We start from the raw sequence: 19,207 nt of genomic DNA, 5'->3' as shown, positions 1-19,207 counted from the left end.
CCAGCCTACCTGAAGGCGGCTGTTCTTTCCACAACACGTCACAACACGTCTGCCGGACGCCCGAACATGTCCCTCTTTTCTGCCGTCGAAATGGCCCCGCGTGACCCGATCCTGGGTCTGAACGAACAGTTTGGTGCCGACACCAACCCCGCCAAGGTCAACCTGGGCGTGGGTGTCTACTACGACGACAACGGCAAGCTGCCGCTGCTGAAGTGCGTCGTCGAAGCCGAGCGCCAGATGTTCGAAGCCCCGAAGGCCCGCGGCTATCTGCCCATTGACGGCATCGCCGCCTATGACAAGGCGGTGCAAGGTCTCGTGTTCGGTGCGGACAGCGCCGTCGTCACCGGCGGTCGCGTCGCCACCGTGCAGGCCATCGGCGGCACCGGCGGCCTGAAGATCGGCGCGGACTTCCTGAAGAAGGTCAACCCGAATGCCACGGTCCTGATCTCGGACCCGAGCTGGGAAAACCACCGCGCACTGTTCACCAACGCGGGCTTCACCGTCGGCACCTACCCGTACTACGACGCCGAGAACAAGGGCATCAACTTCGCCGGCATGATCGGCGCGCTGCGTGCGGCGGACGCCGGCACGGTGCTGGTGCTGCACGCCTGCTGCCACAACCCGACCGGCTACGACATCACCGACGCCCAGTGGGACGAAGTGGTCGCGGTCATCAAGGAGCGCAACCTGGTCGCGTTCCTGGACATGGCCTACCAAGGCTTCGGTGAAGGCATCGCCGAAGACGGCGCCGTGATCCAGAAGTTCGTCGCCGCCAGTCTCGACTTCTTCGTCTCCACCTCGTTCTCGAAGAGCTTCTCGCTGTACGGCGAGCGCGTGGGCGGCCTGTCGGTCGTCTGCGAAAGCAAGGAAGAATGCGCGCGCGTGCTGTCGCAACTGAAGATCGCGATCCGCACGAACTACTCCAACCCGCCGACACACGGCGCGCAAGTGGTCGCCACGGTGCTCAACACCCCGGCGCTGCGCGCGATGTGGGAAGAGGAACTGGCCGGCATGCGCGTGCGCATCAAGCAAATGCGCGTGCTGCTGGTCGAAAAGCTGACTGCGGCCGGTGTGAAGGGTGACCTGAGTTTCATCACCCGCCAGAAGGGCATGTTCAGCTACTCCGGCCTAAACAAGGACCAGATGGTTCGCCTGCGCGGCGAGTTTGGTGTGTACGGCGTGGATTCGGGCCGGATTTGCGTGGCCGCGCTGAACACCAAGAACATCGACTATGTGGCCGATGCGATCGTCAAAGTGATGTGATCTGAAACATCACGGATCGGAAAGCGCCCTGCGGGGCGCTTTTTTGTGGGCGGAATGGTGGGAGGAAGCGATTGAACAACGTTGTTGAAAAATCGCTTTCCCAAAAGCAAAACCCCCTCGGCCGATGAGGGCAGAGGGGGTAAGCGGTGTAGAAGCCTGACGATGACCTACTTTCACACGCGCGGTGCGCACTATCATCGGCGCTAAGTCGTTTCACGGTCCTGTTCGGGATGGGAAGGGGTGGTTCCAACTTGCTATGGTCGTCAGGCGTAAAGGGTCTGCCCGGTGGGGTGCTCAGAGGAGAGCGCCTTGGGTGGGCAGGAATTCGCAGAGTCGAATCTGGTATTGATTGCGTTGTACAAGGATATTGTACGGACAGACTGTAAGTACGGTTCACTGAATACTGCTTTGACTTTGATGTCAAAGTTATAGGGTCAAGCCTCACGAGCAATTAGTACTGGTTAGCTTAACGCATTACTGCGCTTCCACACCCAGCCTATCAACGTCCTGGTCTTGAACGACTCTTCAGGGGGCTCGAGGCCCCGGCAAGACTCATCTTGAGACGAGTTTCCCGCTTAGATGCTTTCAGCGGTTATCTCTTCCACACATAGCTACCCGGCGATGCCACTGGCGTGACAACCGGTACACCAGAGGTGCGTCCACTCCGGTCCTCTCGTACTAGGAGCAGGCTCTCTCAATCTTGCAGCGCCCACGGAAGATAGGGACCAAACTGTCTCACGACGTTTTAAACCCAGCTCACGTACCTCTTTAAATGGCGAACAGCCATACCCTTGGGACCGGCTACAGCCCCAGGATGAGATGAGCCGACATCGAGGTGCCAAACACCGCCGTCGATATGAACTCTTGGGCGGTATCAGCCTGTTATCCCCAGAGTACCTTTTATCCGTTGAGCGATGGCCCTTCCATACAGAACCACCGGATCACTTTGTCCTACTTTCGTACCTGCTCGACTTGTCAGTCTCGCAGTCAAGCACGCTTATGCCAATGCACTATCAACACGATTTCCGACCGTATTTAGCGTACCTTCGAACTCCTCCGTTACACTTTGGGAGGAGACCGCCCCAGTCAAACTGCCCACCATACACTGTCCCCAACCCGGATAACGGGCCAAGGTTAGAACCTCAAACACACCAGGGTGGTATTTCAACGTTGGCTCCATGAGAACTAGCGTCCTCACTTCAAAGCCTCCCACCTATCCTACACAGATCTGTTCAAAGTCCAATGTAAAGCTACAGTAAAGGTTCATGGGGTCTTTCCGTCTTTCCGCGGGGAGATTGCATCATCACAAACATTTCAACTTCGCTGAGTCTCTGGAGGAGACAGTGTGGCCATCATTACGCCATTCGTGCAGGTCGGAACTTACCCGACAAGGAATTTCGCTACCTTAGGACCGTTATAGTTACGGCCGCCGTTTACTGGGACTTCAGTCAAGAGCTTGCACCCCATCATTTAATCTTCCAGCACCGGGCAGGCGTCACACCCTATACGTCGACTTTCGTCTTTGCAGAGTGCTGTGTTTTTATTAAACAGTTGCAGCCACCGATTCTCTGCGACCTTTATCGGCTCCCCAAGTCAATGGTTCACCTACCAAAGGCACACCTTCTTCCGAAGTTACGGTGTCAATTTGCCGAGTTCCTTCTCCAGAGTTCTCTCAAGCGCCTTAGAATACTCATCTCGCGCACCAGTGTCGGTTTGCGGTACGGTCGTTACAAGCTGAAGCTTAGTGGCTTTTCCTGGAAGCAGGGTATCACTCACTTCGTCTGCAAGCAGACTCGTTATCACGCCTCATCTAAGCCCCCCGGATTTGCCTAAGGGGCATGACTACACGCTTGAACCGGGACATCCAACACCCGGCTGAGCTAACCTTCTCCGTCCCCACATCGCACTTGTAATCGGTACAGGAATATTCACCTGTTTCCCATCAGCTACGCATCTCTGCCTCGCCTTAGGGGCCGACTCACCCTACGCCGATGAACGTTGCGTAGGAAACCTTGCGCTTACGGCGAGGGGGCTTTTCACCCCCTTTAACGCTACTCATGTCAGCATTCGCACTTCTGATACCTCCAGCATCCTTCACAAGACACCTTCACAGGCTTACAGAACGCTCTCCTACCACGCACAGTAAACTGTGCATCCGCAGCTTCGGTAACTGGCTTGAGCCCCGTTACATCTTCCGCGCAGGACGACTCGATCAGTGAGCTATTACGCTTTCTTTAAATGATGGCTGCTTCTAAGCCAACATCCTGACTGTTTTAGCCTTCCCACTTCGTTTCCCACTTAGCCAATTTTGGGGACCTTAGCTGGCGGTCTGGGTTGTTTCCCTCTTGAGTCCGGACGTTAGCACCCGGTGCTCTGTCTCCCAAGCTGTACTCATCGGTATTCGGAGTTTGCAATGGTTTGGTAAGTCGCCATGACCCCCTAGCCATAACAGTGCTCTACCCCCGATGGTAATACTTGAGGCACTACCTAAATAGTTTTCGGAGAGAACCAGCTATTTCCAAGTTTGTTTAGCCTTTCACCCCTATCCACAGCTCATCCGCTAGTTTTGCAACACTAGTCGGTTCGGACCTCCAGTGCGTGTTACCGCACCTTCATCCTGGCCATGGATAGATCACTTGGTTTCGGGTCTACACCCAGCGACTGATTCGCCCTATTCGGACTCGGTTTCCCTGCGCCTACCCTAATCGGTTAAGCTCGCCACTGAATGTAAGTCGCTGACCCATTATACAAAAGGTACGCAGTCACCCGTTTCCAGGCTCCTACTTTTTGTATGCATGCGGTTTCAGGATCTATTTCACTCCCCTCCCGGGGTTCTTTTCGCCTTTCCCTCACGGTACTTGTTCACTATCGGTCGATTACGAGTATTTAGCCTTGGAGGATGGTCCCCCCATATTCAGACAGGATTACACGTGTCCCGCCCTACTTGTCGTACGCTCAGTTCCACAGCCGACTTTTCTCATACGGGGCTATCACCCGCTGTGGCCGGACTTTCCATTCCGTTCTGATAAGTCGATTGCTAAAACGTACAGGCTCTTCCGATTTCGCTCGCCACTACTCTCGGAATCTCGGTTGATGTCTTTTCCTCCAGCTACTGAGATGTTTCAGTTCGCCGGGTTCGCCTCGCATGACTATGTATTCATCATGCGATACCCTTGCGGGTGGGTTTCCCCATTCGGATATCTCCGGATCAAAGCTAATTTGCCAGCTCCCCGAAGCTTTTCGCAGGCTATCACGTCCTTCGTCGCCTGTAATCGCCAAGGCATCCACCACATGCACTTAGTCACTTGACCCTATAACTTTGACATCGATGACAAATCGACGCCGTCAAGGACTTTCACCGACACCCAGCGACTAAGCTGGTGCCGATATTTGAGTATTCACGTTCGCCGTACTTTCCAACTCGCTTTCTTCTTGGCTGCGGATCGCTCCACAACCAGTCTTTTCACGGTTGAAGTCTGTTGACGCAATCAATGCGTCACTGATGGCACGGTGCTTGCACGCCACCCCGAAGGATGCATGCTCGCTTTCCATCAGCAACGCTGATTCGACTCTACGAATTTTTAAAGAACAACAGCCTTCTCTCAAAGGCAGACCTGAACGCTTGACGACAAGCGCTCAGGTCTGCTCTAGAAGAACTACAGAAGAATGGTGGAGGATGACGGGATCGAACCGACGACCCCCTGCTTGCAAAGCAGGTGCTCTCCCAGCTGAGCTAATCCCCCTTCTTGATGACCGGTGGTGGGTCTGGTTGGATTCGAACCAACGACCCCCGCCTTATCAAGACGGTGCTCTAACCGACTGAGCTACAGACCCCAATCTTCTGCATCTGTCGTAACAACCGATAAGTGTGGGCGCAAGAACTTGAGCACCAGTTTGGACTTGGCTGACCAGGATGGTCCTAAGACCTGCCAGGCTGCTTCGTCATTTTCCAGAAAGGAGGTGATCCAGCCGCACCTTCCGATACGGCTACCTTGTTACGACTTCACCCCAGTCACGAACCCCGCCGTGGTAATCGCCCTCCTTGCGGTTAGGCTAACTACTTCTGGCGAGACCCGCTCCCATGGTGTGACGGGCGGTGTGTACAAGACCCGGGAACGTATTCACCGCGGCAAGCTGATCCGCGATTACTAGCGATTCCGACTTCACGCAGTCGAGTTGCAGACTGCGATCCGGACTACGACCGGTTTTCTGGGATTGGCTCCCCCTCGCGGGTTGGCAGCCCTCTGTACCGGCCATTGTATGACGTGTGTAGCCCTACCCATAAGGGCCATGAGGACCTGACGTCATCCCCACCTTCCTCCGGTTTGTCACCGGCAGTCTCATTAGAGTGCCCTTTCGTAGCAACTAATGACAAGGGTTGCGCTCGTTGCGGGACTTAACCCAACATCTCACGACACGAGCTGACGACGGCCATGCAGCACCTGTGTTCTGATTCTCTTTCGAGCACTCCCACATCTCTGCAGGATTTCAGACATGTCAAGGGTAGGTAAGGTTTTTCGCGTTGCATCGAATTAAACCACATCATCCACCGCTTGTGCGGGTCCCCGTCAATTCCTTTGAGTTTCAACCTTGCGGCCGTACTCCCCAGGCGGTCAACTTCACGCGTTAGCTTCGTTACTGAGAAGAAACCCTCCCAACAACCAGTTGACATCGTTTAGGGCGTGGACTACCAGGGTATCTAATCCTGTTTGCTCCCCACGCTTTCGTGCATGAGCGTCAGTACAGGTCCAGGGGATTGCCTTCGCCATCGGTGTTCCTCCGCATATCTACGCATTTCACTGCTACACGCGGAATTCCATCCCCCTCTACCGTACTCTAGCTCTACAGTCACAAATGCAGTTCCCAGGTTGAGCCCGGGGATTTCACATCTGTCTTATAGAACCGCCTGCGCACGCTTTACGCCCAGTAATTCCGATTAACGCTTGCACCCTACGTATTACCGCGGCTGCTGGCACGTAGTTAGCCGGTGCTTATTCTTCAGGTACCGTCATCGCTCCAGGGTATTAGCCCGAAGCATTTCTTCCCTGACAAAAGCGGTTTACAACCCGAAGGCCTTCTTCCCGCACGCGGTATGGCTGGATCAGGCTTTCGCCCATTGTCCAAAATTCCCCACTGCTGCCTCCCGTAGGAGTCTGGGCCGTGTCTCAGTCCCAGTGTGGCTGGTCGTCCTCTCAGACCAGCTACAGATCGCAGGCTTGGTGGGCCTTTACCCCACCAACTACCTAATCTGCCATCGGCCGCTCCAATCGCGCGAGGCCCTTGCGAGTCCCCCGCTTTCACCCTCAGGTCGTATGCGGTATTAGCGTAGCTTTCGCTACGTTATCCCCCACGACTGGGCACGTTCCGATGTATTACTCACCCGTTCGCCACTCTCAAGGGTTGCCCCTCTACCGTTCGACTTGCATGTGTAAGGCATACCGCCAGCGTTCAATCTGAGCCAGGATCAAACTCTTCAGTTCGATCTTGTGTTCTCAAGGAATTGAAGTGAACTTCACTTCAAATTTTCCATGAGCGTTTAAGGTCCATGAGACCGGACCCGAAGATCCAGGCACTCGCCTTCAAACGCCCACGCTTATCGGCTGTTAATTTTTAAAGAGCATCCGGAGAACCGGGGCAACAACCAGAAGAACCAGTCGTCAGCACAGAAGCGAGATTATCATCAACTTTTAAAACACTGTCAAGTCATTGACGTTAACAGGGTCTTTACTTGCTGAGCGAACTAGTATGATCCGCCGCTCTGTCTCGCTGCAAACAACTTTTTGTCTGCAGCGAAGACCACGATTGTAGATCGAATCAAATCAGCAACGCAAGCACTTCACCCAAGAATTTTTCAGGCAGCGGGCGCAGCCTGGCCGCCCAGCCGGCGCACAGACGCCCGGCCGGCCTGCTGGGGATCTTCCGCCGCCAGCACTGTGTCAGCCAGTCCGGCAAGAGCAGCCATCTCCGTGCGCAGAATCCGCTGCTTGATGGTGGGCAATTGGGTCGGGTGCATGCTGAACGAGCGCAGACCAAACGACAGCAGCACCTCGGTGAAGTCCGGATCTCCTGCCATTTCTCCACAGACGCTGACATCCTTGCCAGCTGCCAGCGCCATGCGGATGGTGCTGGCAATCAACGCCAGCACGGCGGGATGCCAGGGGTCGTAGAGATGCGCAACGGCTTCGTCAGCTCGGTCGATGGCCAGGGTGTACTGGATGAGGTCGTTCGTCCCGATCGACACAAAATCAAAATGTCGAAGGAATCGCGGCAGCATCAGCGCCGCGGCCGGCACCTCGATCATGGCGCCCAGCGCGACAACCCCATGGGGAATTCCCTCCGCGGCGAGTCTTGCACGGGCACGCTCCACAGCGTCCAGCGTCGCGCGTATTTCACTGGGATGCGAAATCATCGGCACCAGCAGACGCACAGGACCATGGACCGCCGCGCGCAAGATGGCCCGCAATTGCCCCTCGAACATGTCCGGGTCCGCCAGACTCCAGCGGATCGCGCGCAGCCCGAGCGCCGGGTTGAGCGTGTGGTCGTGCTTGAGTTCGTTGACACTCATCCGGTCAAGCGGCTTGTCTGCGCCGATGTCGATGGTCCGGATCGTGACCGGCAAGCCGCGCATCGACTCCACCGCGGCGCGGTAGGCTTCGTACTGCTCCTGTTCGTCCGGCAACTCTCCCGCACGGTTCATGAACAGAAACTCGCTGCGAAACAAGCCGACCCCTTCCGCACCCGCATCCAGCGCTGCAGCCGTGTCCCCCGGCAACTCGATATTGGCCAGCAGCTGGATGCGGTGTCCATCCAGCGTCACGGCGGGCCGCCCGCGCAGACGCGCCAGGCGGTCACGCTCCAGATGTCCCTGACGCTGCCGGAAGCGGTATTCATCCAGCACCATGGGCGACGGGTCGACGATCACGATGCCGGCGTCGCCGTCGATGATCACCCAGTCATCCTGGCGGACGAGCCGGCTGGCCTCACGTGCCCCGACCACCGCAGGAATGTCCAGACTGCGCGCGACGATGGCGGTGTGCGACGTACGCCCGCCAACCTCGGTGACGAACCCGCGGAAGACGCTACCCTTGAACTGCATCATGTCGGCCGGCGAGATGTCGTTGGCAACCAGGACCAGCGGCGTCGCGTCACCTTGCGCCGAACCGACACCTGTCCCGTGGCGCATGATCGGCGGCATGCAGGCCTTGTCCGCGCGCGCCAGCGCCTGCAACAGCCGCTCGGCCACCTGCTCGACATCGGCCTTGCGCTCGCGCAGATACTCGTCCTCCATCTCGTCGAACTGCCGCGTCAGCGCGTCCAGCTGCGCCGCCACGGCCCACTCTGCGTTGTAGTGGCGCTCTTCGATCCACTGGCGCGTCGCCGTCGCCAGCACCTCATCGTTCAGCAGCATCACGTGCACATCCAGCAGCGCCACCAGCTCTGCCGGTGTGTCCCCCTGGACTTCCTGCTTGAGCAGCTCCAGTTCGGAGCAGACCAGATCCCGCGCGACCGCAAGCCGCGTGATCTCGCCCCGGATCTGGTGGGGCTCGACAAAATAATGGGCCACATCGACCCGGCTGGAGGCCACCAGCACGGCACGTCCGATCGCGACTCCGCGGGACACCGGCAATCCAAATACCTGCACACTCATGCAGGGATGCTAGCAGTCCGGACCGGCGCTGTCGCTCCGGTAACACCCCTGCGCACACGGCCCTCACCCACCCGCACGCCGCCACCCCGCCGCCACTCCGCCGACAACGTGTCGTCACCACGTCACCGAGACGTCATCGCACCGACACGCCGCTGTCACTGCCATCGACAACGATGCGCCTATTGATTAGAGGAGCTGTCGATGAGGGAACTTCCCCAGCCCACCCTGCCACTGGCCGATCTGCGCCCGCTCCGCAAGCCGGCGCCCGCGGCACCTCGGGCAGCCCGCGCGCCGGTCGAGCGCTTCAGCATCTCGTGGGCCAGACATCTGGACGAGGTCCGCGAAGCCCAGGCGCTGCGCTACCGCGTCTTCGCCGAGGAAATGGGCGCCCAGCTGACGGTGCCTCCCGGCTCGCCCGCCGGGCTGGACATCGACCGCTTCGACGCCTATTGCGAGCACCTCATCGTGCGCTGCGAGGACGACTCCGCCCAGGCCGGTGAAGTCATCGGCACCTACCGGGTGCTCACACCCGGCGCAGCGCAACGTCTGGGCGGCTGGTACAGCGACACCGAGTTCGACCTCACCGCCTTGCGGAGTCGACTGGGACGCACCGCCGAACTGGGTCGTTCGTGCGTCCATCCTGCACACCGCCAGGGTGGCGTGATCCTGGCACTCTGGGGTGCACTGGGGGCGTTTCTGCAATCGAACCAGCTGGACATCGTGATCGGCTGTGCCAGCGTCTCGATGCACGACGGCGGTCACGTCGCCGCCAGTCTCTGGGAGCGTTTGCGCATCACCCACCTCGCCTCGCCCGAATACCAGGTGCGGCCACGGCTGGCCTTGCCGGTCGAGGACCTGCGCCGTGATCTGCCGGCCGAGCTGCCGCCGCTGATCAAGGGCTATCTGCGCTGCGGTGCCAAGGTGCTCGGCGCGCCGGCCTGGGATCCAGATTTCAACACGGCCGACCTGCCGATGATGATGCGGCTGCAGGACTTGCCCGAGCGGTACCGGCGACATTTTCTGGCCGACTGAGACCGGCCTGCGGGCGTCCGGGACAGGTTCAGTCGCCTTCGCCGAACTTGTCGTGCACAAGGGCGCACAGGGCGTCCATCGCTTCCTGCTCGCGCGCGCCGCTGGTCTCGATCTCGATCTCGCTGCCGATACCCGCGGCCAGCATCATCACCCCCATGATGCTCTTGGCATTGACGCGCCGGCCATTGCGGCTGACGAAGGTGTCACAAGGGAAACTGCCGGCCAGCTTGGTGAACTTGGCGGAAGCCCGGGCATGCAGACCGAGCTTATTGCTGATGATGATGTTGGTTCGGATCATGGCCGCCAGGAGTGAAGGCTTGGTTTTGCGGACGGGTCGACGCCACCGGGAGCACCCCCTGGACGCCCCCTTTCATCGCCCGGTCGAAGAGTTCGTTGAGCGCCAGCCCGACAGGCGAGCCCAAGGTGCGCCACAGCATCGCCACGTTCACGCCAGCCACCGCCCGGATGCGCAGGCCGTCGACCAGCCGCTGCGCGACATTGGCCGGCGTAGCCCCGAACACGTCGATCAGCATCAAGGCCTCGGGATCGACCTCGTCCTCGCCCGGCAGCAGGGTGCGCAGATGGGCCTCGATGTCCTCCGGCGCCATGTCTGGCGGCACGTCGAACACGCGCATCCGTTCCGCGGCGTCGGCAAACGTGTGGGCAGCCACCTGCTTCAGCGTCGAAGCCATCGGGGCATGGGCAATGATCAGCAGGCAGGCCATGGACGCGGATTATGGGTGATGCACACCGGCCTGTTCAGCTCGGCCAGCGCACGCTGCGCAGGAATTCATCGGCGCTGTCGGCCCAGTCCGCTGGCCTGCCGCGCTGGGCCATCGCGACCAGCTGGAACACCTGGAGACCGCGGGTGACGAACACCGCTTCGGCCCGCGCCGGCTGGCCCTCGCCCACCGGACCGAGGATGACTACCCGCCGGGCCTCCGCATTGGGCGTCATGCCGCGCAGCTGCACGGGCTGCACCGACTCCTCGCGGCCCTGGAGCCGGCGCGCCAGACTGAGACGGGACTCGCGCAGGACATCGCCGAGCTGGGCTGGATCCCTGACATCCAGCAGCGTGGCCGACCAGGAAACCCCTCCCGCTTCGCAGGCCCACATCGCGGCACGGGCAGGCGCACCGGCCAGCACCAGCGCACGCTCGGCGTGTTCAGGTTTGCATGGGAACTGCACCTGCGTCTGAGGACCGATGTCCACGACGCGCCAGTTCAGCGTCGGGGAGCAGGCGCTCAGCAGTCCGCACAGGCCAAGCAGGGCACACGAACCGGCCCACGAGCGGGCCCACCACGGGCGCAGCTGCGCAGGCAGCGGGTGTGCAGATCGGTTGTCGGCGGGTGTCGTGCGCAGCATGGCCGCATTATCGCCACAGGCGGCCAAGGCCTGCTGGCAACGCCCTCAGGGCTGGAACTGCACGAGCAAGCGTTCCAGCACCGCCAGCATCGGCGTCTGCAGCATCGGCAACGTGAACAGCAGCCCGAACAGGCCGACCGTGATGGTGACGGTGAAGCCGATCGAGAAGATCTGCAGCTGCTGGGCGACCCGGGAAATCAGCCCGAGCACCAGATTGACGAAGGTCAGCATCGTGATGGTGGGCAAGGCGATCCACAGACCATAGCGGAACAGGTCAGCCCCCCAGACCTGGGGCTGGATCTGCAGCAGCAGGTCCAGCGGATGGTCGGACACCGGAAAGCGCTGAAAGCTCTCGACGACCACAGCCGTCAGCAGCAGATGGCCGTTGATGACCACGAACAGCCAGGCGGCCATCGTGTTGAAGAAGCGGGCTGTGGCCGTGACCTGCGAGCCGCTGGTCGGGTCGAAGAAGCTGGCGAAGTTCAGGCCCATCTGCAGACCGATGATCTCGCCCGCGAATTCGATCGCGGTGAACACCACCCGCGCAGCAAAGCCAATGGTCAGCCCGACCACCACCTGCTGCGCGACCATGGCCAGCGCGGTCGGACTGTCGAGGGACACGACGGGCATGGGCGGCAGACCAGGCTGTGCACACAGCGCCACCAGCAAGGCCAGCCCCACCCGCACGCGCACGGGAATCGAACGCATCGACAACACCGGCGCCGCCGTGAACAGGCCCAGCACCCGCAGCAGCGGCCACAGCACCGGCAGCACCCATTCCAGGACCTGCGCCTCGTTGAAGCCGATCATGGGCAGGGCCGCAGCGCAGCAGGCCGGCTCAGCCGACCGCGCCTGGAATGGCCTGCAGCACCCGCTGCAGATACTCCACCAGCGTCGTCAGCATCCACGGCCCGGCAACCATCATCACCGCCACACCCGCCAGCACCTTCGGCACAAAGGACAACGTGGCCTCGTGCAACTGGGTCGCGGCCTGCAGCACGCTCACCACCAGACCCACCAGCAGGATCGTCAGCAGCATCGGCGCGGCCACCGTCAGCAGCATGACCAGCGCCTCCTGGCCGTAGGTGAACACTTGAGAGGAATTCATGCTGTGGTCCTCAGACAGAGAAGCTGGCGGCCAGCGACCCCAGCAGCAGGTTCCAGCCGTCGGCCAGCACGAACAGCATCAGCTTGAACGGCAAGGCCACCAGCACGGGCGACAGCATCATCATCCCCAGACTCATCAGCACGCTGGCGACCACCATGTCGATCACCAGGAACGGGATGAAGATCAGGAAACCGATCTGGAAGGCCGACTTCAGCTCGCTGGTGACAAAGGCCGGCACCAGCACCCGCAGCGGCAAGGCCTCGGGCTTGGGAGATCCCTCCAGCCGGGCCAGCCGCGAGAACAGGGCCACATCCGACTGCCGGGTCTGGCGCAGCATGAACTGGCGCATCGGTGCCTCGGCGCGGCTGACCGCCTCCTCGAAACTGATCTGGCTGGCGGCGTAGGGCTTGTAGGCGTCGGCGTGAACCTTGTCCAGCGTCGGACCCATGACGAACAGGGTCAGGAACATCGACAGGCCGATGATGACCTGGTTGGGCGGTGCGGCCTGCGTGCCCATGGCCTGGCGCAGCAGGCTCAGCACGATGACGATGCGGGTGAAGCCCGTCATCATCAGCAGCATCGCCGGCAAAAAGGACAGCGTGGTGAAAAAGAGCAGGGTCTGGATCGGCACCGAGTAGGTGCTCCCCCCGCTGCCCTGCCCCACCATCAACGGCAGTCCGGCGGCTCCCCCTTGCGCGAGCGCGGGCGACAGCGCGGTCGCCAGCAGCGCCAGCACAGCGCCCGTCCGGCAACGCCGCAGCGTGTCACTGTTCATGGGACTGCACCGCCGGACCCTGCGGTCCACGGCGCCATTGCGTGAGGAGATAGCCGAAGCTGGTGCCGGCGATCGATGGCAATGCCGGCGTGCTGCGGGCGGGCTCACCCTCGCTCGGCGGCGGCACCAGGCGGTGCAGCACCGAGATCTGCTGCCCCGTCATGCCCAGCACCAGCCAGCACCGCTCGGCACCCTCGCCGACCTCGACCGTCACCAGTCGGTGCTGCGGCGAGAGCGCCGACTGCGACACCACCCGCACGCTGCCCGGCACCGCACGCGGCGACAGCCCCGCATAGCCGCTGCGCCTGAGCAGCCAGAGCGCGACCGGAATCGACACCAGCACCAGCACCAGCCAGAGCAGCGGTGTCAGCGAGGTCAACGGCGAGCCAAGCGTAGGGGTCATCACGCCACCTGTTCAGTTGCCACGGGAGAGCCGGCGCATGCGCTCGCTGGGGGTGACGATGTCGGTCAGGCGCACGCCGAACTTCTCGTTCACCACCACCACCTCGCCCTGCGCGATCAGGTAGCCGTTGACCAGCACGTCCATCGGCTCGCCCGCCATCGCGTCCAGCTCGACCACCGAGCCCTGGGCCAGGTGCAGGATGTTCTTGATGGGGATGCGCGTGCGGCCCAACTCGACCGTGAGCTGCACCGGAATGTCCAGGATCAGGTTCAGGTCCTTGCCGCCCACCGCCCCGGCACCCGACGGGTCGCCCGGGCTGCCGAAGTCGGTGAAGGCCGCCTGCGTGACGCCAGATCCGTAGCCGGACAGGGTCTCGACCGACGACCCGACCTCGGCGGTCTGCGGTGATTCGTCCAGCGCGGCCGCCCATTCGGCGGCCAGGGCGTCCTGTTCGGACAGACCCGATTGCACAGCATCAGACATTTTTGTGGTCTCCGATCCAGCTCACCTGGGGACTGGTCAACATGCGTTCCACGCGGAGGGCGTAGTGCCCGTTCGAGGTGCCGTAGCTGGCCTCGACGACCGGCACGCCGTCCACCTTGGCGCGGATCAGCTTGCCCAGCTCCAGCTCGATGAAATCGCCGGCTTTCATCGCCAGCAGTTGCTCGACCGTGGCGGGCGCGTGGGCCAGTTCGGCCACCAGCTGCACCTCGGCCGATTGAATCTCGTCGGACAGCATGCGCACCCAGCGGCCGTCCTTGCCCGGGCCTTCGCCCTGGTTGCTGCTGCGCAGCACGTCGCGGATCGGCTCCAGCGACGAGTAGGGGAAACAGATCTGGATCGTGCCGACCGACTCGCCGATCTCCACCGTGAACACCGTGCTGACCACCAGCTCGCTCGCCGAGGCGATGTTGACGAACTGCGGCTGCATCTCCGAGCGCTGGTAGGCCAGCTCGACCGGGTACACGCCCTGCCACGCCCGGTTGTATTCGGATAGGATGATCTCGACCAGCCGCATGATCACGCGGTGCTCGGTCGGCGAGAACTCGCGGCCCTCGATGCGCACCGGGTACTTGCCCACGCCGCCGAACAGCGCGTCGATCACCGCGAACACGAAGGCCGGATCGCACACCACCAGCCCCGCACCGCGCAGCGGCCGCAGCGAGACGATGTTGAAGTTCGTCGGCACCATGGTCTCGCGCAAGTAGTTGCTGTACTTGTGGACCTTGATGTCGCCGGCGGCGACTTCCATCGTCCGGTGCGTGAACGCCGTCATCACCGGACAGACATTGCGGGCGAAGCGTTCGTTGATCGCTTCGAGCATGGGCATGCGCCCACGCACGATGCGCTCCTCGCTCGCCAGGTTGTAGTCGCGCACCTGCCCCTTGGGCTTGTCCGACACATCACCGGGCACGTCACCCGAAATGCCGTCCAGCAGGGCATCGACCTCATCCTGGGACAGGTTCAGCTGGCTCATGGTGTTCTCGCTGTCGGGCGGCGCACGGATCAGCGATCACTGCACGATGAAGCTGGAGAAGTGCACATGCTGCACCGGGTTGTAGACCGGCGGGGCGCGGCGTTTCTTCTTCACGGGGGCGCCCTCCTCGTCCGAATCCACGTCGATGTTGATCCCCAGCGGGCGCACGGCTTCGCGGGCGATCTCGGCGGCCAGCACCTCCTTGCCCTCCCGGCCGAGCATGTCGGCGGCCGTCTTGTGCGACAGGATCATCAGGATCGCGTTGCGGATCGCCGGCATGTAGGCCTTCATCTCGTCGGCGAACTTCGGGTCGTCGATCTCCAGCGTGATGCCGATCTGCGCGTAGCGATCGCTGTCGCGGTCGGCCAGATTGACGACGAAGGGATCCATCGGCAGATAGGCCGGCGGGGTCTTGGGATCGCGCTTCTGGGGTTTGCGTGCCGGGGCCGCATCGGCCGCCTCGCCATGGTCGGCGCCGTCCGCTTCCGCAGCAGCAGCCTTGCGCTGCATCACCACATACCCACCTCCACCGCCAGCGACCAGCAGCAAGACGACGCCGATGATGATCCAGAGCTTCTTGGACCCCTTCTTGGCAACAGTTGTTTCCGCACTCGCAGCGGCAGCCGACATGTCCTTCTCCTGCGTGCTTGAGGCCCCCGTGGTGTGGCCTCTGATTGAAGGCGATTATTGAGAACGGACCCCGGCACCGATGTTCGGAAAAGCGCAGCAAATCCGGAGATGGCCACGTCGGTCTGCGGCTCAGGCGAAGAGATCGAGACGTCCTGCACGGCCCGGAGATGGCCCGTTCGCCAGCGGCGCCCGCGATTCCGCCATGGCACGCCCGTCGACCGAGAACACCTCGGTCTCCCACCGGGGCGCACGCTCGCCGTAGCCGGATCGGCCATCAAACGGGGCGTCGCTCCGCTGGCGTGCATCGGAGCCGGTACCGCCGGACGTCTGGCTGCCTGCGGCACTGGCGGCCAGCGACTCTTTCGATGCCTCGTGCACGCCACCCTCGGTGAGCGAGACCCCCTGGTCCTGCAATGCCTGCGTCAATGCGGGCAGCGCGGCCTCCAGGTGGTGGCGGGTCAGGGCTTCGCTGGCCGTGAAGGCGATGCGGGCGGCCGTGCCTTGCAGTTCGATCGACACCGACACGGGCCCGAGTTCTTCCGGGTTCAGGTGCAAGGTCAATGCATGCGCGCCCTGCTCGGCCTGACCGACGTCCCGCACCAGCGCCACCACGACCTCGTCCGAGAACCCCGGTTGCGTGACAGGGGTCTGGATCCAGGTCTGTCCGGGCGCCGGGACCGGACTGCCCGCGGGAGTGGCGACCGCCGTGGCCGCCGCCGCAGCCGCCGCCGCTTGTGCAGCAGAGGGCAACACGGCCAGGACATCGCTGGCGGAGACGGCAGTCCCCCGGGGCTCCGACGGGATCGCCGCCCGGGCGCCCTCGGCAGCCGCAGCCACCGCGCCCCCGGGCGCGGCCATGGCGAGCGGAGGGCGGGACGCGGGCTCGCCACGGTGGGCGCTGGCGCCCGTGTCGGGCCATGTTCCGGTCTTCACCGGGATGGCGACGCCAGACGGCCCTTCCCCCAGACCTGTGGCGGTGGTCGTGCCGACGGCTTTGCCTGCACCGGGTCCAGCCTCCCTGGAGCCGGACATCACCACACCGGCAAAGGCGGCCCCCGCCTCCCGGCTGGCAGGATCCGATCGATCGAGCGGCATCGCGGAACGTGCGGACAGCTTCTGCGCCGCTGCCCCCTGGGGGTCGGGTCCGCCGCGGACAGGTGCGGCAGGCGGCTGGGGCGCCAGCGGCAACTGCATCATCCACTGCACCAGCGCGCTGGCCGTGTCGGACGCGGCAGGCGGATCCCCATCGTCGGCACGCGCCGGCCGAAGCGGGGACCGGGCCACGGCGTCTTGCGCTCCCCCCTGACCTGCCGCGTCCACCGCATCCGCCCCGTCGAGCACTCGGTGCGACGCCGTGCGAGCGCCCGCCGATCCGGGCTGCACCGGCATCGCCGCCCGATCGCCCGCCTCCTGGGCAGCGGCGGCCGCCGGTCCGTCCGGCGCGGCCTCAGTCGACGTGGCCTCGGTCAACGCACGGGCAAAACCACCCGGGTCACCGGCGGCATCGGCCCCCTCCGACTCCCGGGCGCGGCCGATCGGACGCTCCGCGCGGCTCGTCTGGGATGGAAGAAGCGACAGGGAAGATTCCATGGCAATCACCAGCTGTTGTGGCCGGACTCGTTGGTGCGTGCCCAGGCGGCACGGGCGGAACGCTCGTCGGACTGACGCTGTTCCTGGCGGTGCTGGTGCTGACTGGCCACATCGGCGCGGCGCTTCATCAGCTTGCCGATGGCGGCGACGCGGCGCTCGGCCTCCAGCGTGTCGACCTGGCGCTTGGCCACGGTCTGCCGGGCACGGTCGACCTGTCCGCTCTGCAGATCGACGGCGTCGTGCAGGCGGTCGGAAAACGTGTGGTGGCAGTGCAGCAAGGGCACGGCCACTGACTGGCTGAACGCGGCGGACCAGCGGGTCTGGTGGTCGTGCCGGTAGGCGGTCAGCTGGGCTTGCTGCTGCACCGCCGCCGACAGGACTTCATCGGCACGTCGCTGTCGGGCCAGCGCCTGGTCGCGTTGGCGTTCGGCATGTTCAAGGAGGGTCACCAGCGCTTGGGTCATGGGTCCGGGAGGGTTCGGTTCAGGAGTGCGGCTTGGGGTGCGGCCTGGATTCAGTGCCGCGTGATGTGGCGCAGCATCGCCAGGCTGTCGCCCAGCGTCGCGCGCACATCGGTGTCCTGCTGGAGCATGGCCATCATCGCGGGCTGGGCACGCACGGCGGCGTCGAGTTCGGCGTCGTGTCCGGGCACATAGGCGCCGAGCTGGATCAGGTCACGCGCCTTGCTCAACTTGGCCAGCAGCTTGCGCATCTGGCGCGCCGATTCGATGTGCTCGCGGCTGGCGACATTGGTCATCACGCGCGAAATGGAGCGCTCGATGTCGATCGCCGGGTAATGGCCCGACTCGGCCAGCTCGCGCGACAGGACGATGTGGCCGTCGAGGATGCCGCGCGCCGCGTCGGCGATCGGATCCTGCTGGTCGTCGCCCTCGCTGAGCACGGTGTAGAACGCGGTGATCGAGCCCTGGCCGGCGTGGCCGTTGCCGCTGCGCTCGACGAGCTGCGGCAGCTTGGCGAAGCAGCTCGGCGGGTAGCCCTTGGTGGCCGGCGGCTCGCCGATGGCAAGCGCGATCTCGCGCTGCGCCATCGCATAGCGGGTCAGCGAATCCATCAGCAGCAGCACGTCCAGGCCCTGGTCGCGGAAATGCTCGGCCACGGCGGTCGCATAGGCAGCACCCTGCAGCCGGTTCAGCGGCGGCGCGTCCGCCGGCGCGGCGACGACGACCGAGCGGCGCCGGCCCTCCTCGCCCAGGATGTCCTCGATGAACTCCTTGACCTCGCGCCCGCGCTCGCCGATCAGGCCGACCACGATCACGTCGGCGGCCGTGTAGCGCGCCATCATCCCGAGCAGCACCGACTTGCCCACGCCCGTGCCGGCGAACAGGCCGATGCGCTGCCCCTTGCCGACGGTGAGCATCGCGTTGATCGAGCGCACGCCGGTGTCCAGCGGCTTGCGCACCGGGTCGCGCTCCATCGCATTGATCGGGCGGCGCACCAGCGGCAGCGACTGCACGTCGCGCAGCGGACCGCCGTGGTCGAGCGGCTGCCCGCTGGCATCGACCACGCGGCCGAGCAGGCCGTTGCCGATCGGCAGGTGGCGCGAGCGGTCTTCGCTGCGGCGCCAGAGGTGGCGGCTCACGCCGAGTTCGGGCGCCTGCACCGGCACGTCCAGCGGAACCACCCGTGCGCCGCTGGCCAGCCCGTGGATCTCGCCTGCGGGCATCAGGAAGGCCCGGTCGCCTGAAAACCCGACCACCTCGGCCTGGATCGCCGGCTGCCCTGGCATCAGCACCTCGCACAGCGAGCCGACCGGCACACGGATGCCGACGACCTCCAGCACCAGCCCCGCCACCCGCACCAGCGTGCCCTGCACCGCCAGCGGCAGCTTGGCGCTGGCCCGCTCGTGCAGGTCATCCAGGTAGCGGGTCCAGACATCGGTCGCGGTCGCGTTCATG

General features: G+C 63.3%; 16 protein-coding genes, 2 tRNA genes and 3 rRNA genes. 2 read left to right on the top strand and 19 right to left on the bottom strand.

The genetic code is table 11. The annotated features are described in order from the left end of the window. Positions 1-66 precede the first annotated feature (66 nt). Positions 67-1,263: an amino acid aminotransferase gene (locus U5O44_RS15890; RefSeq protein WP_322589391.1), complete on the top strand. Its 1,197-nt coding sequence runs from the start codon at positions 67-69 to the stop codon at positions 1,261-1,263. A 154-nt stretch (positions 1,264-1,417) separates the two neighbouring features. Here U5O44_RS15890 and rrf read toward each other — a convergent pair. From rrf to ptsP, 6 genes are all read right to left on the bottom strand, one after another. After that, a 5S ribosomal RNA gene (rrf, locus tag U5O44_RS15885) occupies positions 1,418-1,531 on the bottom strand. 162 nt (positions 1,532-1,693) lie between these two features. Further along, positions 1,694-4,574: ribosomal RNA gene (locus U5O44_RS15880) — 23S ribosomal RNA — on the bottom strand. A 356-nt stretch (positions 4,575-4,930) separates the two neighbouring features. Beyond that, positions 4,931-5,006 (bottom strand) — tRNA-Ala (locus U5O44_RS15875). A gap of 14 nt (positions 5,007-5,020) precedes the next feature. After that, positions 5,021-5,097: transfer RNA gene (locus U5O44_RS15870), tRNA-Ile, on the bottom strand. A 119-nt stretch (positions 5,098-5,216) separates the two neighbouring features. Beyond that, a 16S ribosomal RNA gene (locus tag U5O44_RS15865) occupies positions 5,217-6,743 on the bottom strand. The 16S, 23S and 5S rRNA genes sit together here with 2 tRNA genes alongside, the layout of an rRNA operon. 371 nt (positions 6,744-7,114) lie before the next feature. Beyond that, positions 7,115-8,911, bottom strand: coding sequence for a phosphoenolpyruvate--protein phosphotransferase (ptsP, locus tag U5O44_RS15860; RefSeq protein WP_322589390.1), 1,797 nt, complete (start codon positions 8,909-8,911; stop codon positions 7,115-7,117). 201 nt (positions 8,912-9,112) lie between these two features. Here ptsP and U5O44_RS15855 point away from each other — a divergent pair, with 201 nt between their 5' ends. Continuing rightward, the gene (locus U5O44_RS15855; protein ID WP_322589389.1) at positions 9,113-9,943 is read left to right on the top strand and encodes a GNAT family N-acetyltransferase; all 831 of its coding nucleotides are present in this window, start codon (positions 9,113-9,115) and stop codon (positions 9,941-9,943) included. Between the two features lie 28 nt (positions 9,944-9,971). Here the strand turns inward: U5O44_RS15855 and U5O44_RS15850 are convergent, their stop codons facing one another. The 13 genes from U5O44_RS15850 to fliI form a co-directional block, all read right to left on the bottom strand. Then, positions 9,972-10,241 (bottom strand): HPr family phosphocarrier protein, encoded by a 270-nt coding sequence (locus U5O44_RS15850; RefSeq protein WP_322589388.1) that lies wholly within the window; start codon positions 10,239-10,241, stop codon positions 9,972-9,974. Next, the gene (locus U5O44_RS15845; RefSeq protein ID WP_322589387.1) at positions 10,210-10,668 is read right to left on the bottom strand and encodes a PTS sugar transporter subunit IIA; all 459 of its coding nucleotides are present in this window, start codon (positions 10,666-10,668) and stop codon (positions 10,210-10,212) included. The genes U5O44_RS15850 and U5O44_RS15845 overlap by 32 nt, the downstream gene beginning before the upstream one ends. Positions 10,669-10,702: 34 nt before the next feature. Then, on the bottom strand, positions 10,703-11,308 hold the full coding sequence (locus tag U5O44_RS15840) for a hypothetical protein (RefSeq protein ID WP_322589386.1): 606 nt from the start codon (positions 11,306-11,308) through the stop codon (positions 10,703-10,705). Positions 11,309-11,353: 45 nt separating this feature from the next. Then, complete coding sequence (fliR, locus tag U5O44_RS15835) at positions 11,354-12,118, bottom strand: flagellar biosynthetic protein FliR (protein WP_322589385.1); 765 nt, start codon at positions 12,116-12,118, stop codon at positions 11,354-11,356. Between the two features lie 28 nt (positions 12,119-12,146). After that, a complete protein-coding gene (fliQ, locus tag U5O44_RS15830) occupies positions 12,147-12,416 on the bottom strand; it encodes a flagellar biosynthesis protein FliQ (RefSeq protein ID WP_322589384.1) in 270 nt (89 codons plus the stop codon). 10 nt (positions 12,417-12,426) lie between these two features. Then, positions 12,427-13,191 carry a flagellar type III secretion system pore protein FliP gene (gene fliP / locus U5O44_RS15825; RefSeq protein ID WP_322589383.1) on the bottom strand — a complete coding sequence of 255 codons (765 nt, stop codon included), beginning with the start codon at positions 13,189-13,191 and terminating at the stop codon, positions 12,427-12,429. Then, on the bottom strand, positions 13,181-13,594 hold the full coding sequence (locus U5O44_RS15820; protein WP_322589382.1) for a FliO/MopB family protein: 414 nt from the start codon (positions 13,592-13,594) through the stop codon (positions 13,181-13,183). Before U5O44_RS15820 ends, fliP begins: the two co-directional genes overlap by 11 nt. A 12-nt stretch (positions 13,595-13,606) precedes the next feature. After that, positions 13,607-14,077, bottom strand: coding sequence for a flagellar motor switch protein FliN (gene fliN / locus U5O44_RS15815; protein WP_322589381.1), 471 nt, complete (start codon positions 14,075-14,077; stop codon positions 13,607-13,609). Then, the gene (fliM, locus tag U5O44_RS15810) at positions 14,070-15,071 is read right to left on the bottom strand and encodes a flagellar motor switch protein FliM (RefSeq protein WP_322589380.1); all 1,002 of its coding nucleotides are present in this window, start codon (positions 15,069-15,071) and stop codon (positions 14,070-14,072) included. Before fliM ends, fliN begins: the two co-directional genes overlap by 8 nt. A 36-nt stretch (positions 15,072-15,107) precedes the next feature. Continuing rightward, positions 15,108-15,701 carry a flagellar basal body-associated FliL family protein gene (locus tag U5O44_RS15805; protein WP_322589379.1) on the bottom strand — a complete coding sequence of 198 codons (594 nt, stop codon included), beginning with the start codon at positions 15,699-15,701 and terminating at the stop codon, positions 15,108-15,110. Between the two features lie 129 nt (positions 15,702-15,830). Then, positions 15,831-17,291, bottom strand: coding sequence for a flagellar hook-length control protein FliK (locus tag U5O44_RS15800; RefSeq protein ID WP_322589378.1), 1,461 nt, complete (start codon positions 17,289-17,291; stop codon positions 15,831-15,833). A gap of 5 nt (positions 17,292-17,296) precedes the next feature. Next, positions 17,297-17,755 carry a flagellar export protein FliJ gene (locus U5O44_RS15795; protein WP_322589377.1) on the bottom strand — a complete coding sequence of 153 codons (459 nt, stop codon included), beginning with the start codon at positions 17,753-17,755 and terminating at the stop codon, positions 17,297-17,299. A gap of 50 nt (positions 17,756-17,805) precedes the next feature. Then, positions 17,806-19,206, bottom strand: a complete 1,401-nt coding sequence (gene fliI, locus U5O44_RS15790) for a flagellar protein export ATPase FliI (RefSeq protein ID WP_322589376.1) — start codon at positions 19,204-19,206, stop codon at positions 17,806-17,808. Position 19,207 lies beyond the last annotated feature (1 nt).

Origin of the sequence: Sphaerotilus sp. (assembly GCF_034519685.1) — a bacterium.
In the GTDB taxonomy this organism is placed as follows: Bacteria; Pseudomonadota; Gammaproteobacteria; order Burkholderiales; family Burkholderiaceae_C; genus Sphaerotilus.
This window is presented reverse-complemented; position numbering and strand designations above follow the sequence as displayed.